General features: G+C 67.9%; 12 protein-coding genes and 1 riboswitch. Of the genes, 5 read left to right on the top strand and 7 right to left on the bottom strand.

Features of this window, described 5'->3' with window-relative positions; genetic code table 11:
- Window positions 1-139: 139 nt before the first annotated feature.
- A complete protein-coding gene (gene ppc / locus SriyCCGPB3_RS03180) occupies window positions 140-2,851 on the bottom strand; it encodes a phosphoenolpyruvate carboxylase (RefSeq protein ID WP_350259870.1) in 2,712 nt (903 codons plus the stop codon).
- A gap of 172 nt (window positions 2,852-3,023) precedes the next feature.
- Window positions 3,024-5,540, bottom strand: a complete 2,517-nt coding sequence (locus SriyCCGPB3_RS03175; protein ID WP_350259869.1) for a S9 family peptidase — start codon at window positions 5,538-5,540, stop codon at window positions 3,024-3,026.
- Between the two features lie 120 nt (window positions 5,541-5,660).
- Window positions 5,661-5,744, top strand: a riboswitch (S-adenosyl-L-homocysteine riboswitch).
- Window positions 5,745-5,780: 36 nt separating this feature from the next.
- On the opposite strand from SriyCCGPB3_RS03175, the gene ahcY reads away from it, so the two are divergent.
- The 3 genes from ahcY to SriyCCGPB3_RS03160 all read left to right on the top strand — a co-directional run bounded on the left by ahcY (window position 5,781) and on the right by SriyCCGPB3_RS03160 (window position 8,362).
- Window positions 5,781-7,226 carry an adenosylhomocysteinase gene (ahcY, locus tag SriyCCGPB3_RS03170; protein ID WP_164161608.1) on the top strand — a complete coding sequence of 482 codons (1,446 nt, stop codon included), beginning with the start codon at window positions 5,781-5,783 and terminating at the stop codon, window positions 7,224-7,226.
- A 177-nt stretch (window positions 7,227-7,403) separates the two neighbouring features.
- Window positions 7,404-7,877 carry a Cys-tRNA(Pro) deacylase gene (gene ybaK, locus SriyCCGPB3_RS03165; RefSeq protein WP_110714254.1) on the top strand — a complete coding sequence of 158 codons (474 nt, stop codon included), beginning with the start codon at window positions 7,404-7,406 and terminating at the stop codon, window positions 7,875-7,877.
- Window positions 7,877-8,362, top strand: a complete 486-nt coding sequence (locus SriyCCGPB3_RS03160; RefSeq protein ID WP_110711060.1) for a hypothetical protein — start codon at window positions 7,877-7,879, stop codon at window positions 8,360-8,362. The genes ybaK and SriyCCGPB3_RS03160 overlap by 1 nt, the downstream gene beginning before the upstream one ends.
- Window positions 8,363-8,390: 28 nt before the next feature.
- On the opposite strand, the gene SriyCCGPB3_RS03155 is transcribed toward SriyCCGPB3_RS03160, so the two are convergent.
- Window positions 8,391-9,026, bottom strand: a complete 636-nt coding sequence (locus SriyCCGPB3_RS03155; protein ID WP_110711059.1) for an energy transducer TonB — start codon at window positions 9,024-9,026, stop codon at window positions 8,391-8,393.
- A gap of 107 nt (window positions 9,027-9,133) precedes the next feature.
- A complete protein-coding gene (locus SriyCCGPB3_RS03150; RefSeq protein WP_049425078.1) occupies window positions 9,134-9,691 on the bottom strand; it encodes a DUF3228 family protein in 558 nt (185 codons plus the stop codon).
- 136 nt (window positions 9,692-9,827) lie between these two features.
- Between SriyCCGPB3_RS03150 and SriyCCGPB3_RS03145 the strand changes: the two genes are divergently transcribed.
- Window positions 9,828-11,345, top strand: a complete 1,518-nt coding sequence (locus SriyCCGPB3_RS03145; protein ID WP_110711058.1) for an amidohydrolase family protein — start codon at window positions 9,828-9,830, stop codon at window positions 11,343-11,345.
- 6 nt (window positions 11,346-11,351) lie between these two features.
- Here the strand turns inward: SriyCCGPB3_RS03145 and SriyCCGPB3_RS03140 are convergent, their stop codons facing one another.
- The 3 genes from SriyCCGPB3_RS03140 to SriyCCGPB3_RS03130 are packed head-to-tail and all read right to left on the bottom strand — an operon-like array spanning window position 11,352 to window position 14,098.
- Window positions 11,352-12,083 (bottom strand): LytR/AlgR family response regulator transcription factor, encoded by a 732-nt coding sequence (locus SriyCCGPB3_RS03140; protein ID WP_350259868.1) that lies wholly within the window; start codon window positions 12,081-12,083, stop codon window positions 11,352-11,354.
- The gene (locus SriyCCGPB3_RS03135) at window positions 12,080-13,129 is read right to left on the bottom strand and encodes a sensor histidine kinase (RefSeq protein ID WP_153856300.1); all 1,050 of its coding nucleotides are present in this window, start codon (window positions 13,127-13,129) and stop codon (window positions 12,080-12,082) included. Before SriyCCGPB3_RS03135 ends, SriyCCGPB3_RS03140 begins: the two co-directional genes overlap by 4 nt.
- Window positions 13,130-13,165: 36 nt before the next feature.
- A complete protein-coding gene (locus tag SriyCCGPB3_RS03130; protein ID WP_350259867.1) occupies window positions 13,166-14,098 on the bottom strand; it encodes an alpha/beta fold hydrolase in 933 nt (310 codons plus the stop codon).
- 203 nt (window positions 14,099-14,301) lie between these two features.
- Here SriyCCGPB3_RS03130 and metF point away from each other — a divergent pair, with 203 nt between their 5' ends.
- Window positions 14,302-15,129, top strand: a complete 828-nt coding sequence (gene metF, locus SriyCCGPB3_RS03125) for a methylenetetrahydrofolate reductase [NAD(P)H] (protein ID WP_049399801.1) — start codon at window positions 14,302-14,304, stop codon at window positions 15,127-15,129.
- Window positions 15,130-15,134 lie beyond the last annotated feature (5 nt).

Below are 15,134 nucleotides of genomic sequence, written 5' to 3'. Positions count from 1 at the left end.
GGCAGCCGTGCATCCGACATCGTGGTAGTGCCGGCCGCTGGCCGGCAACCTCGTGCGTGTCGCCAGACACCATGAGGTTGCCGGCCAGCGGCCGGCACTACCATTTCGAATTCGCCGGGCAACGCCCGGCGGATGCATTTCACCCGGTGTTCTGCACGCCCTGCGAAACACCGTTCACGCAGGCCACCAGCGCGCGCAGCAGGTCCTCATCCTCGCGCCCACTGGTCCGCCAGCGCTGCAGCAGATCCACCTGCAGCACGCTGATCGGATCGACGTAGGGATTGCGCAGGCGGATCGACAGCGCAAGCCGCGCATCGTGGTCCAGCAGCGTCCGCTGGTCCATCAGCGCCAGCAGCCAGTGCCGGGTGAGTTCCAGTTCGCGCTGCACCTGTGGGAAGAAGCGCCCGTGCAGCTCGCCGGACAGCTTCGAGAACTGCTCGGCAATGGTGATATCGCCCTTGGACAGCACCATGGCGATGTCGTCCAGGAACGTACGGAAAAACGGCCAGTCTCGCGCCATGTCGCGCAGGGTCTGTTCGTGGCCGGCATCAATCGCCGCCTGCAGGCCACTGCCCACGCCATACCAGCCGGGAATCACCGCGCGTGCCTGGCTCCAGGCGAACACCCACGGAATCGCGCGCAGGTTGCCCAGTGCTGCGTCCTGGCCGAGCCGGCGCGACGGACGCGAGCCCAGCGTCATCCGCTCGATCACATCGATCGGCGTGGCGGTGCGGAAGTAGTCCATGAAGCCTGCCTGGCCGACGAAGGCGCGGTAGACCTCGCTGCTGGAGCCAGCGACCACATCCATCACCGGTCGCCACTCATCCTCGCGGGGTTCGGCAGCCCGCGGGCGCAGGCTGGCGCGCAGCACGGCGCCGGTAGCCTGTTCCAGCGAGCGCAGCGCCAGCGCACGGATGCCGTATTTGCGATGGATCACTTCGCCCTGCTCGGTCACCCGCAGGCGGCCATCAATGCTGCCGCGTGGCGACGCATCGACCGCGTGCGTGGTCTTGCCGCCACCACGGCTGATCGAACCACCACGGCCATGGAAGAAGGTCAGGCGGATGCCGGCCTCGGCCGCCACCTCCAGCAGTTCCACCTGCGCACGCTGCAGGCCCCAGCGCGAAGCGGCGATGCCACCGTCCTTGCTGCTGTCCGAATAGCCCAGCATCACCATCTGCACGTCGTCGCGTGCGTGCAGGTGCGCGCGATAGATCGGGTCGGCCAGCAGGTCACGCAGGGTGGCGGTGCCACGCTTGAGGTCGTCCACGGTTTCGAACAATGGCGCAATATCCAGCGGCACCGAACCGCCCTCTTCCACCAGGCCGCCACGGCGTGCCAGCGCCAGCACGGCCAGCACGTCACTGCGGTCGTGTGCCATCGAGATGATGTAGCTGCCCAGCGCATCGCCACCATGGCGCGCACGCGCATCGGCCAACGCCACAAATACCGCATCCAGACGCTGGTTGCCTTCGTCGTCGCCCTTCGGCAACGGCGCGTCCCCACTGGCATGCGGCGCCAGCAGGCGCGCACGCCCCACGGCATCGAGACTGTCCCACGCTGCGTCGCCGCCCAGCACGGTGGCCAGCGCGCGCGCATGCACGCTCGATTCCTGGCGCACGTCCAACCGCGCCAGGTGGAAGCCGAAGGTCTTCACCCGCCACAGCAGGCGCTGCACGGCAAAGCCACCGGCATGCTCCCCGCGGTTGGCGCGCAGGCTGTCGAAGATCAGCTGCAGGTCGTCGATCAGTTCATCGGGGCCGGCGTAGGCGCCTTCGCCGTCATCCAGCGTGGCCTGCAGGCGTGTACGCATGCGGTCGTTGAGCAGGCGGTAGGGCATGTCGGCATGGCGCGGGCGCGACTGCACCTGCGGCAGCAGCTGCTGGTAGTGCGCCACGCGCGCCTGCAGCGCATCGCTTACGCCCACCCGCTCGGTGGACTGGCTGAGCAGGCTGGCCAGCTGCAGCAGTTCCTTCTGGTAGCGCCCGAGCACCGCCTGCCGCTGCGCATCCAGCGTATTGCGGATGGTGTGCGCGTCCACGTTCGGGTTGCCGTCCATATCACCACCCACCCAGGTACCGAAGCGCAGCAGGCGTGGCAGCGGCAGCTCTTCGCCGTAGGTATCGCGCAGCGCCTGCTGCAGCGATTCGTACAGCACCGGAATCACCCGGTACAGCACCTGCACCAGGTAGAAACCGACGTGCTCGCGCTCGTCATCGACGGTGGGCCGCACCGGCGAGGAATCGGTGGTCTGCCATGAGGCGGTCAGCGCCATGCGGAAGCGCGCGGCATCGGCGGCGGCTTCACCCGGCGTGCGCTGGCCGTCGAGATTGTCGACCAGGCTGGCCACCATCAGCTGCTCCTTCTCCAGCAGCGCGCGGCGCACTGCTTCGGTCGGATGTGCGGTGAACACCGGTTCGATGTCGATGCGGGGCAGCCACTGCGCCAGCTCGTCCAGGCCCACGCCCTGCGCCTTCAGGTGCTGCAGTGCATCCTGCAGGCCATCGGGCTGCGCCCCTGCGGTACCGGCGCGCTGGTAGTCACGGCGGCGGCGGATGCGATGCACGCGCTCGGCGATGTTGACCACCTGGAAGTAGGTGCTGAAGGCCCGCACCATGGTTTCGGCCTGTTGCGGCGTGCGCCCGGCCAGGCCATCGGCCAGCTCCGACAGCGGCGCCTGGTTCTCGCGGCGGGCGATGGCGCGGGTGCGCACGTCTTCGACATCGTCGAGGAACGCGGCGGAGACCTGTTCAACCAGCAGGTCGCCGACCAGCGCGCCGAGCCGGCGCACGTCATCGCGAAGCGGAAGATCGGGGGAAGCAAACTCGATGCTGCTGCGGTACTCGTTCATCGGCGACGCACAGGCCTCGGTCAACGGATCCAGACCCCAAGCCTAAACCAGAACGGGCATCGTGCTGCGATGCAAAAATGGTTTCATCTGGTAGTGCCGGCCGCTGGCCGGCAACCTCAGGTCGCGTGGGTCCATGAGGTTGCCGGCCAACGGCCGGCACTACCGGGTCACGTCAGCGCTTCTTCTTCGCCTTGCCCTGCTCGGCCGGGCCGATGGTCTGCTCCAGCCAGCGCTCGCTTTCGGCCAGCATGGTCATGATCGATTCGCGTGCGCGGTAGGCGTGCGATTCGTTCGGCAGCATCACCAGCCGCGCGGTGCCACCCAGGCCCTTCACTGCGGCGAACATGCGCTCGCTCTGGATCGGGAAGGTGCCGGAGTTGTTGTCGTCCACGCCGTGGATGAAGAGGATCGGGTCCTTGATCCTGTCGGCGTAGTTGAACGGCGCCATCTTCTGGTAGACGTCCTGCGCCTGCCAGTAGTTGCGCTCCTCGGCCTGGAAGCCGAACGGCGTGAGCGTGCGGTTGTAGGCGCCGCTGCGCGCGATGCCCGCCTTGAACAGGCGCGTGTGCGCCAGCAGGTTGGCGGTCATGAACGCACCGTAGGAATGGCCACCAATGGCGATGTGATCGCGATCGGTCACGCCACGGCGCACCACTTCATCCACGGCGGCCTGCGCGTTGGCCACCAGCTGTTCGATGTAGGTGTCGTTCGGTTCCTTGTCACCCTCGCCGATGATCGGCATCGACGGGCTGGCCAACACCACATACCCCTTGGCCAGGAACGCCTGCGGGCCCCAGTAGCTGACCGCATTGAAGCGGTACGGCGAATCGGTCACCTGGCTGGCCGCAGCCGCGCTCTTGAACTCGCCCGGGTAGGCCCACATCAGCAGCGGCCGCGGGCCGTCGCGCTTCGGATCGTAGCCCGGCGGCAGCAGCAGGGTCGCGGTCAGGTCGACGCCATCCTTGCGCTTGTAGCGGATCTGCTCCTTCTGCACGCCCTTCAACTGCGGCAGCGGATGCGCGAAGTGGGTCAGCGCACGCGGCGCTGCACCGGCATCGGCCAGCGACTGCACGTAGAAGTTGGCCGGCTCATCCGGGCTCTCGCGGCTCAGCAGCAGCGAGCTGGCCTGGTCGTCCAGCAACGCCACCGGCAGCGCATAGCTCGGCGCCTGCGAGTGGAACAGGCGGGTGGCCTTGCCCGTGGCAATGTCGAAGCTGTCCACGAACGGACGATCGCCTTCCGGCGATGCACCGGCACCGGCCAGATACAGGCTGCTGCCATCGGCGCTGGTCTGCAGCAGCGAGCGCCCGCGGTCGTCGCTGGACAACAGCGGCCGGCCCGGATCGGAATAGCGGTCCTGCCCGTCTCGATCCCATAGCAGGCGCGGCTCGGCGCTGGCATTGTCCGGGGCGATCAGCCAGGTCTTGGTCTTACGGGTCTTCCACCACGACTCGGTCAGCAGGGCCAGGTCGCCACGGCCCCAGTTGATGCCCACCAGGCGGCTGCCGAGCTGGGCCAACGTCACCGGCGGCGTGTCGAACGGCGCAGCCTGCATCAGCACCGCATCGCGCACCTTGGCGTCCCTGTTCGGGTCGCCGCCGTCCTGGGCTTCGGCCCAGACCAGCGTGGCGTCGGCATCACCACGCCAGCTGATATCGCGCACGCCGGTCACTTCAGCGTCGTTGCCGGTCGGCAGACCTTCCACCAGCGGACGCACAGCCACGGTGTGCACCAGCTTGCCGCTGGCCCGGTCGATCACTTCGATACGGCGCGGGAAACTGCTCACCGGCACCACGTAGGAATACGGCCGCTGCACCGGCTGGCGCAGCACGAAGCGGCCATCCGGCGACACCGAGAAGCCCATGAAGATGCCGGCCGCGCCGATCGCGCGGGTGTTGCCATCCAGGCTGACTTCCATCGGCTGGGTGGTGGCGTAGTAATCGAACTGGCGCGCGTCGGCTTCGTTCTTCAGCAGGTCCTGGTAGGTACGGATCGACACCACGCCGCCGCCCTGGCTGGTCTGCTGCACGGCCGGGCCGGTCGGAACGCCATCGGCGGCCGGGGCCGCACCAAGGTTGGCCGGGCGCGTGAACACCACCAGGCCGCGGCTGTCCGGCAGCCACTGGTAGCCACTGCCGATCACCGTGTTCAGGCCGGCGACCAGACGACGGGCGCTGCCGCCGGCGACATCCACCAGCCACAGCTCATTGGCGCCGCTGGCGGCGTCGACCTGGTTGAAGGCCAGCCACTTCTGGTCCGGCGACCACATCACGCTGGCGATCGACAGCTTGGCCGGCAGGCCGCTGATCTGCCGTTCCTTGCCGTCGGCCACGTTCATCAGCCACAGCTTCTCGCCGAAGCTGAAGCGGCTGTCGGAGAAGGTGCGCGGGTTGATGCGCAGTCCGGCCAGCTTCAGTTCCGGCTGCGCTACCACCTGGATCGACGGCAGCGACGGCATCTGCATCATCGCGGCGACATCGCGGCGCGGCGACAGGTACAGCGAGGGCGCGCGCGGCGCGTCCACCACCGCCTGCAGCGCCGCCGAAGGCAGTTCGTAGCCATTGACGCCCTGGGCCTGTACCTGGGCGGGCTGCGGGGCCGCGGCCCAGGCCAGCGGGGCCACCGCCAGCAGTCCCATCGACAGGACCAGGCCGGTCCAGCGCCGTGTGCGGCGCGCGTGCATGCTCATCGTTCCACCTGTGTGATGCGTGAAAACACCGACCTTAACAGGCCGTGCACGCCGCCCCATCTGCCGATGGTTGGGTCATCCGGATGTCATGCCGGGGCCGCGATATAATGGGGGTTCTCCCCTGCCGAGGGGCGCTGCGACCGGATCCCATGAGGCCCGGCCAGGCTCGGTAAGGTGGCTTTGTAACAACGGCGCCCGGCTAGATGCGAGCACCCGCTCGCCCACAACCGGAGCACACGAATGAACGCTGTTGCCAAGACCTTCTCCACCGAAGGTGATTACAAGATCCGCGACATCACGCTGGCCGACTGGGGCCGCAAGGAACTGGACATCGCCGAGCACGAAATGCCGGGCCTGATGTCGATCCGCCGCAAGTACCAGGCCGAGCTGCCGCTGAAGGGCGTGCGCGTGACCGGCTCGCTGCACATGACCATCCAGACCGCCGTGCTGATCGAGACCCTGAAGGACATCGGCGCCGACGTGCGCTGGGCCTCGTGCAACATCTTCTCGACCCAGGACCACGCCGCTGCCGCCATCGCCGCCACCGGCACCCCGGTGTTCGCCTGGAAGGGCGAGACCCTGGAAGAGTACTGGGACTGCACCCTGGACGCGCTGACCTTCACCCTGGCCGACGGCACCCTGACCGGCCCGGAGCTGGTGGTCGACGACGGCGGTGACGTGACCCTGCTGATCCACAAGGGCTACGAGCTCGAGAACGGCAGCACCTGGGTTGACGAGCCGGCTGCATCGCACGAAGAGCAGGTCATCAAGAACCTGCTCAAGCGCGTCGCCAAGGAGCGCCCGGGTTACTGGGGCCGCGTGGTCAAGGACTGGAAGGGCGTCTCTGAAGAGACCACCACCGGCGTGCACCGCCTGTACCAGCTCGCCCAGGCCGGCACCCTGCTGATCCCGGCGATCAACGTCAACGATTCGGTCACCAAGAGCAAGTTCGACAACCTGTACGGCTGCCGCGAGTCGCTGGCCGATGGCCTGAAGCGCGCGATGGACGTGATGCTGGCCGGCAAGGTGGCCGTGGTCTGCGGCTACGGCGACGTCGGCAAGGGCTGCGCGGCCTCGCTGCGTGCCTACGGCGCGCGCGTGATCGTCACCGAGATCGACCCGATCTGCGCCCTGCAGGCGGCGATGGAAGGCTATGAAGTCAACACCATCGAATCGACCCTGGGCCGTGCCGACCTGTACGTTACCACCACCGGCAACAAGGACATCATCCGCATCGAGCACCTGAGCGCGATGAAGGACCAGGCCATCGTCTGCAACATCGGCCACTTCGACAACGAGATCCAGGTCGATGCGCTGGTGTCGTTCGCCGGCATCAAGCACGTCAACATCAAGCCGCAGGTGGACAAGTACATCTTCCCGAACGGCAACGCGATCTTCCTGCTGGCCGAAGGCCGCCTGGTGAACCTGGGCTGCGCCACCGGCCACCCGAGCTTCGTGATGTCCAACAGCTTCGCCAACCAGACCTTGGCACAGATCGACCTGTGGGCGAACAAGGACAGCTACGAGAAGAAGGTCTACCTGCTGCCGAAGAAGCTGGACGAAGAAGTGGCCCGCCTGCACCTGGAAAAGATCGGCGTGAAGCTGACCACCCTGAGCCAGGAACAGGCCGACTACATCGGCGTGCCGGTGGAAGGCCCGTTCAAGCCGGACCACTACCGCTACTGATGCCTGCGGGGGGTCGGATCCCTTTCCGCAGGAAAGGGCTCTGACCCCAGCAATGGAAGCAGAAAGAACGGGCGCCTTCGGGCGCCCGTTCTGCGTTTGCGCGTGGCCATGCACCGCGCATCCACCCGCAATAGCCTCGGTCAAGGCAACGCCGCCGTGCCGCGCTACGATGCCTACATGACTCCGGCCATCAACCTGCTCAAGCGCGAGAAGATCGCCCATACCGTGCGCAGCTACGTGCACGATGCTCACGCCGAATCCTATGGCGGCGAAGCCGTCGACAAGCTCGGCCTCGACCCGGCCCAGGTGTTCAAGACCCTGCTGGCCAGCACCGAGACCCACGAACTGCTGGTCGCGATCGTGCCGGTGGCCGGCCAGCTGGACCTGAAGGCGCTGGCCGAAGCGGCCGGCTGCAAGAAGTGCGAGATGGCCGCCGCTGACGCTGCACAGCGCGCGACCGGTTACCTGGTCGGCGGCATCAGCCCACTGGGGCAGAAGAAGCGCCTGCGCACGTTCCTGGACGCCAGCGCGCAGGCATTGCCCGCACTGCATGTCAGCGCCGGGCGCCGCGGCCTCGAGGTGGAACTGGCGCCGACCGACCTGCTGCGATTGACGGCCGGCCACTACGCCGCCATCGGCAAGGCCCGCTGATGCGCTGGCCCTGGTCTGCAGCGCCGATACCCCGGCTCGACGATGCACAGGCCGATGTGCTGCTGCAGGACCTGCTGTCGCGCGACGCAGCGCGCATCGCCGATGCCACGCGTACGGTCGCTCGGCTGTTCAGCGCCTCATCGTTGGACGCGCTGGTGGCGCATGTGGATACGATCGAACGCAGCTGCCAAGGCATCGCCCTTGGCGGCATGCTGATCAGCAACCAGGCGCACCTCAAGGCGGCCCTGCAACGGCTGCGCTACTGGCAGGCACGCGAGGGTTGCCTGTGCGCGCTCAATCCCGGCTACCCGTTCTTCGATCCCCGTCGCCTGATCGAACAAGGACAGATGCAGCTGCTCGCGGTGGAAGAGGCCGAGGGCAGCTGGGGCGACTGCCACACCGTTGCCTGCACCCAGTGCGGCCAGCATTGGCAGGCCATCGACCGCGAGTACCACTACCCATGGTGGGAGTGGAACCCCGCCTGACGCGTCCGCCGCCACGCGTGGATGGCGGTCACTCCACCCACTCGTACCGCATGGGTACACGCACGATGGTCAGCTCCGGTGCCGAGCCCGCCGCATCGGTGCGGATGAAAGGCCAGCGGCGCAGTTCTTCCACCGCTGCCTCATCCAGCAACGCGTGGCCACTGGACGTCTCCACGATCACGGCTGCAATCGTCCCCTGCGCGTCAATCAATGCCTTGAGCAGGCTGCGCCCGGAAAGTCCCTGTTGCATGGCCTCCGGTGGATAGCGCGGCGACACGCCGCGCGCCGGTGCCCACGAAACACCGCCGCCCGCGAACAGATCCCGGCTGCTGCGCGCCGCGCAGTGCTTCGGCAGGCGCAATTGCAGGGATAGCTGCGCGTCGTCGATGGTCACCTCCGCGGGCGCCGCGCAGGCGTGTTGCATGAGCACCTCCAGCATCTGCTGCTGCCGAAGCAACGCCTTGCCATTGGCCGCCGTCACCTCGACCATGCAACGACCGTCGCTGGGCTGCATCGACAGCGCGGTCACCCCGGCATCGCGCAGCCCGGGCAGGGCCGCCAATGGCGCGCACGCCATGTCAGCAGCGGGCTTGGCCGCCAGCGCCGTGGCGCAAGGCAACACGCCAACCAGCAACACCGGAATCATCCTTGCCCAGATATCCATGCCCCGTCCCTGCTGGGTTGGCCTGGTCCAAGCATAGTGGGCGCCCAGGGCCTGGTTCAAACAATCGGGTCAGAGCCCCGCGCTGCGGGGATCCGACCCGGGCCGGCTCACGGCCGCCAGTTGGCGTTGTTCTCCCAGAACGCGACGGAGCGCTGGTAAGCCTCGCGATCCAGCGGCACACCGGAACCCCCCTCCTCCACGCCCAGTGCATTGCGCATCATGGTGATCGGCGCCATCGGTACTTCTTCGGGTTCGGCGGTGTAGATACAGCCGACGATGCCCCAGTCGGCCTCGATCGGTGAACCCTCCTTCGCCAGCTGCCCGGCGCTGTACAGGATCACCACCAGATAGTTCGCGCGCGGCGACTCCACGCCCTCGAACCAGCGCACCAGTACCGGCAGTTCCTCGCGGTTGCGCGCTTCGTATCCGCTGCGCAGCTGGTGGCGGTTGGCCTCGGTGACCGGCACCGTCAGGCAGCGCGTGCTGGTCCAGTTCTCGTAGACGAACAGTTTGCAGAACGGCGCGTAGCCGTCGAGCACCTTCAGCGGCGCGTGCGCATTGAGGTGTGCCTCGAACTGCTCGGCAGTACAGTCCTGGATGGTGTTGCCGCGCGGCACACGCGGGAACAGGCGGGGACGGGCGAAATCGGTGAGGACGATGGACATGGCGCGGCGCAATCTGGGAATCCGCTGCACAGGGTAACCGCCCCGGCGGTACGGCGTGCGGGATGCCGATGGTCACTGGCATCCGCGTCCATCTTGCCGCACCCTGCGGGCGACCCATCGCAAGGATCGCCGGCTCATGGATGCAGCACGCGCGTTGCCCCGTTCCGCCCGCCGTCGGCGATGGCCGATCGTACTGGCCATTCTCCTGCTGGCGCCGCCAGTGCTGTTCACCGCCGCCCTGCTCTGGCCGCTGTCGGCACCGCCGTTGCCCGAGCCGGGCAACAGCCGCGTGATCGTCAATGCGCGGGTGGTGGACGTCGCGCGGGGCCAGGTCAGTGAACCCACCACAGTGACAGTGCGCAACGGCACGATCGCCGCCATCGGTGAAGCTCCACGGGACGCCACGCTGCCGGTGTTCGATGCCGGTGGCCGGTGGCTGCTGCCCGGTTTCTGGGACATGCATACCCATGCGCTGCAGCTGTCGCCGCAGCTGCAGTTCCCGCTGATGCTGGCCAACGGCATCACCGGCACCCGCGACATGATGGACTGCCCCCAGGCTACCGATCCGTTGATCGCCTGCGTGGCCGACAAGCGCCGCTGGACCGCACAGGCCATGGCCGGGCAGCAGGTTGCGCCGCGCTTCGTGCAGGTCGCAAGCTTCTACTTTGAAGATCCGTCACTTGCGCCGGAGGCCGCCGCCGAGCGTGCACGCACGTACAGCGCGCGCGGCGTCAACGCGTTGAAGGTCTACAACCGGCTGCGTGCGGATACCTATCAGCGGCTGGCCACCGAGGCGCAGCAGCTGCGTCGCCCGCTGGTCGGCCACCTGCCCAAAGCGGTGCCGCTGGAGGGCGCACTGCAGGCAGGCCAGCGCAGCTTCGAGCATGCCCATCTGTTCGTACGCCACTGCTTCGACAACGCGGCGGCGTGGCGCGGTGGCACGCTCGACAGCGAGGATCCAACCGCGCTGGCCGAACGCATGGTCGGCGGCTACCAGCCCGCGCTCTGCAACGAGGCGTTCGGTGTGATGCAGGCCAGCGGTGCCGCATTCGTACCCACCCATGTCACCCGCGAAGAGGATGCGCGTGCGCGCGACCCCGCCTTCATCAACGATCCGCGCCTGGCCTATCTCGATCCGCTTTCACGCTGGGCGTGGCGTGATGACCTGCAGGCCACCGTGGCGCGCCACCCCGGCCTGCGCGGCGAAGACGCACTGAAGGCCTACTTCGAGCACGGGCTGGCGCTGACCGGCGCCGCGCATCATGCGGGCGTCACCGTGCTGGTCGGCACCGATACCGGGCTGGGCGGCTTCCGCTACCACGATGAACTGCAATGGCTGCGGCAGGCCGGCCTGAGCCAGGCCGACGTGCTGCGCGCAGCCACGCTGCAGGCCGCGCGCCATCTGGACCTGCAGGCATCGCATGGCAGCGTCGAGGTCGGCAAGGTGGCCGATCTGGTGCTGCTCGATGGCAATCCGCTGCACGACACCGCCAGTACCCGCCGCGTGCACGCGGTGCTGCTGGCCGGCCATCTCTACGACCGCCCGCGGCTGGATGCGCTGCTGGCCTATGCGCGCAAGCAGGCACGTTCGCCCGCCGTGATGGCGCGGTTGTTGTGGGGCTTCCTCACCAGCCCCGTCAGTGCCGAGCTGTAGCGGCAGCTACAACGCCATCCGTTCACGCAGTTCACGCGCCTGCCGGCGCGACACCTCCACCTCGCTGCCGTCATCCAGCGCCAGGTCATAACCATCAGCGATGCTGGGCGTCACGCCACGGATGCGGCGCAGGTTGACCAGCGTATTGCGGTTGGCCCGGAAGAACAGATCCGGCGGCAGGCGTGCTTCCAGCGCGCTCAGGCTGCGGGTCAGCAGGGCGTTCTGGTCGCGGAACCACAGCCGCGTGTAGTTGCCATCCACCACCAGCCGGCGGATCTCGGAGACCGCCACGAACCAGCAGCGTTCGCCCTCGCGCACGAACACCTGGTCCTGCGCACCCAGCGTGGCGCGCGACTCCGGCGTTTCGGCCGTCACCACTTCGCGCTGGCGCGCCCGCTCCAGCGCCTCCAGCAAGCGCGGCGCCTCCACCGGCTTCACCAGATAATCCAGCGCATTGGCCTGGAACGCGCGCACCGCGTAGGTGTCGTAGGCAGTAACGAAGACCACGGCCGGCACCACCTCCAGGCCGTCCAGCACGTCGAAACCGCTGCCGGAGGGCATCTGCACATCCAGCAGCACCAGGTCCGGGGCCAGCGTGGCGATCGCCTCGCGCGCGGCCGGCACATCGTCGGCCTCGCCCACGCACTGCACCCACGGCAGCGCCGACAACAGCGTGCGCAGCTCCTGCCGCGCCAGCCGTGCATCATCAACGATCAACACACGCAGCACGCCACTCATTGCGGAATCTCCAGCAGGGCCTGCATGCGGTCGCCGACCGGCTGCAGGGTGAAACGACCTTGCGTACCGAGCTGCGCACGCAGGTAGGCCAGGCCGACGCCATGCCCGTGGGTGGGCTCGCTGACGCTGGCCAGCGGATTGTCCACCTGCAGGCGCAGCACGTCATTGTCCAGCGTGGCATGGATCTGCACCTCGCCGCCGCCCGGGCGGCTGGCGATACCGTGCTTGATCGCGTTCTCCACCAGCAGCTGCAACGCCATCGCAGGCAGCTGCGCCTGCATGGCATCGGCATCGATCTGCTGCCGCACCTGCAGGCGCTGCTCGAAGTGGACCGCCTCGATGGCCAGGTAGTCGTCGACCACCGCCAGTTCCTCGGCCAGCGTGACCTGCTCGCTGCGGTTGTGCGCCAGCGCCTGGCGCAGCGTGCGCGACAAGCGGGTGACCATGTCGCGGGCCCGTTCCGGGTCTTCCAGGATCAGCGCACGCAGGTTGTTCAGCGCATTGAACATGAAGTGCGGGTTGAGCCGCGCACGCAGCGCATCGCGCTCCAGGGCGCTGCGTTCGGCCTCGGCGCGCAGGCGGGCCAGCTCGCTGTGGCGTGCCCGCCGCAGGCCGTGCAGGCCCGCCCACAAGCCGGTCCACATCAGCAGGAACAACGCGGTGTTCATCCAGTACACCAGCAGCGAAGACCACTGGTAATCCGCATGGCCGCCAGGCAGTTGCACCCAGCCCAGCGCCAGTGCCGGCAGCAGCAGCGCCGCCGTTACCGCCTGAGCGACGCTGGCCCCGAGCACCACACCGGCGGCCAGCTTCAGTACCAGGCTGGCCAGGCTCGCATCCCACCAGCGCTGGCGCAGTGCAATCGAACGCAGTGCGCCGCTGCACAACCAGAGTGAGACCGCGACGCTGACGGTGATCAACACGATGCCACTGAACACCGCACCGCCGCCGATCCGCGTGCCGACCCACAGCCCGTACATCGCATAGCCAGCCCATGCCAGTGCGTTGAGCGTCCAGAAGCGGCGGGATGACGTGGTGGCGTCCATGCGGGCTCTCGGCGATGGCAGGAGGGCGGACAACGGTCAGGGATGCGCGGCGAGGAAACGCTGCACCTGTTCCTGCAACCAGCGCGGATCATCCCACATCAGGAAGTGGAAACCCTGCGCGCTCATCGCGATCTGCACGCCCCGCAGTTTCGCGTACTGCGACTGGAATACCGCCCGGGTGCCGTCCTCGGTGCCACCCATCGGCTGGTAGCCGGCCCAGCTGCCCAGCACCAGCGTCGGTGCGGAGATCGAAGCGATGCTGTCACGCAGATCGGTGGTCATCACCGCATGCATGGCATCGGCCGTGGTCTGGCGGTCGCTGTCTTCGCCCCAGCGGCCCAGTTCGGCCTGGCGCTGCGGATCGCGGGTCATCCCCGGCAGGCCCGCCTTCAACTGCGCCTGCCATTGCGCGGCGTCGGCGGCCAGCATGCCCTTGCGCAGCTGGTCGGCCATCGGCCGCACGCTGTCAGCGGTGGCCTTCGGGTCACGCGCGGCCGGCAGGAATGGCAGGGCGTCAACCACCACCAGCGCGCTGACCGCCTTCGGCTCGGCCTGCGCCATCTGCAGGCCCAGCAGGCCACCGAGGCTGTGGCCAACCACCACCACCGGCCCCAGGTGCTGGTCATGCAGGTAGGCCAGCAGTTGCCCGCGCATCGCCGGCAGGAACTCGGCCGGGCGCGGATCAGCGGCTGCGGCGCCGGCAAAGCCCGGCAGCTGCACCAGATGGCACTGCACATCCTTCAGGGCCAGGCAGGTCTCGCGCCAGACCTCAGCACTGCTGTTGAGACCGGGGATCATGAGCAGCGGGCGGCCCTTGCCGACCACCTCGACCTGCACCTTGCCCGCCGCCGGGGCGCTGGCGCTGGCGGCGTGCGCCGAGCCGGAACCGAGCACGGCCATCGCCATGCCGATCATCGCCAGCCGGGCCAGGGCCTTCATTGCATACCAGAGTGCCAGGAAGATCTTCATCGTCTGCTCCTTCGTCGGGTGGGTGTTGCCGGGATGGGAACAGCGTGCCGCCGGCCACGGCACCCGGGTTGCGATTTCGGAGCAGCGGCCGATCGCCGGGGCGAACGGTCGCAGGCGACGGACGGTGCGCACCCGCACAAATTGACAACATCCATCTTGATGAAGCGATATACTGATCCGCACCCGCCGCTGCCGCCCGTGCCATGACCGCCATCAGCTTCGAGTTCTATCCGCCCAAGACCGACGAACAGCGCAGCCAGCTGGACCGCGCCGCGGCCAGGTTGAAGGACTACGGCCCCGAGTACGTGTCGTGCACCTTCGGTGCCGGTGGCTCGACCCTGAGCTACACCTCCGAGACCGTGCGCCACCTCAACCAGCACCATGGCTTCGATGCCGCACCGCACCTGTCCTGCGTCGGTGGCACCCGTCAGGAAATCCGCGAGCTGCTCAAGCTGTACCGCGCCATCGGCTGCCGCCGCCTGGTCGCACTGCGCGGCGATCTGCCATCGGGCATGGGCTTCCCCGGTGACATGCGCTATGCCGCCGAACTGATCGACTTCATCCGCGCCGAGCACGGGGATGCGTTCCATATCGAAGTGGGCGCGTACCCCGAAACGCACCCGCAGGCTTCCGACGCACTGGCCGACCTGAAGCACTTCAAGGCCAAGATCGACGCCGGTGCCGATGCGGCGATCACCCAGTACTTCTTCAACCCGGACGCGTACTTCCATTTCGTCGACGAAGTGCGGCGGCTGGGTGTGCAGGTGCCGATCACGCCCGGCATCATGCCGATCGCCAACTTCAGCCAGCTGCGCCGCTTCTCCGAACAGTGCGGTGCGGAGATCCCGCGCTGGATCAGCCGCAAGATGCAGGCCTATGGCGATGATGCGGAGTCGGTGCGTGCATTCGGCACTGAAGTGGTGGCCAAGCTGTGCCAGCGCCTGATCGAGGGCGGCGCCCCCGGCCTGCACTTCTACACCTTGAACCTGGCCAAGCCGACCACCTCGGTACTGAAGCTGCTGCAGGGCTGAAAGCA

Source organism: Stenotrophomonas riyadhensis (genome assembly GCF_040256885.1).
GTDB classification, from domain to species: domain Bacteria; phylum Pseudomonadota; class Gammaproteobacteria; order Xanthomonadales; family Xanthomonadaceae; genus Stenotrophomonas; species Stenotrophomonas riyadhensis.
This window is presented reverse-complemented; position numbering and strand designations above follow the sequence as displayed.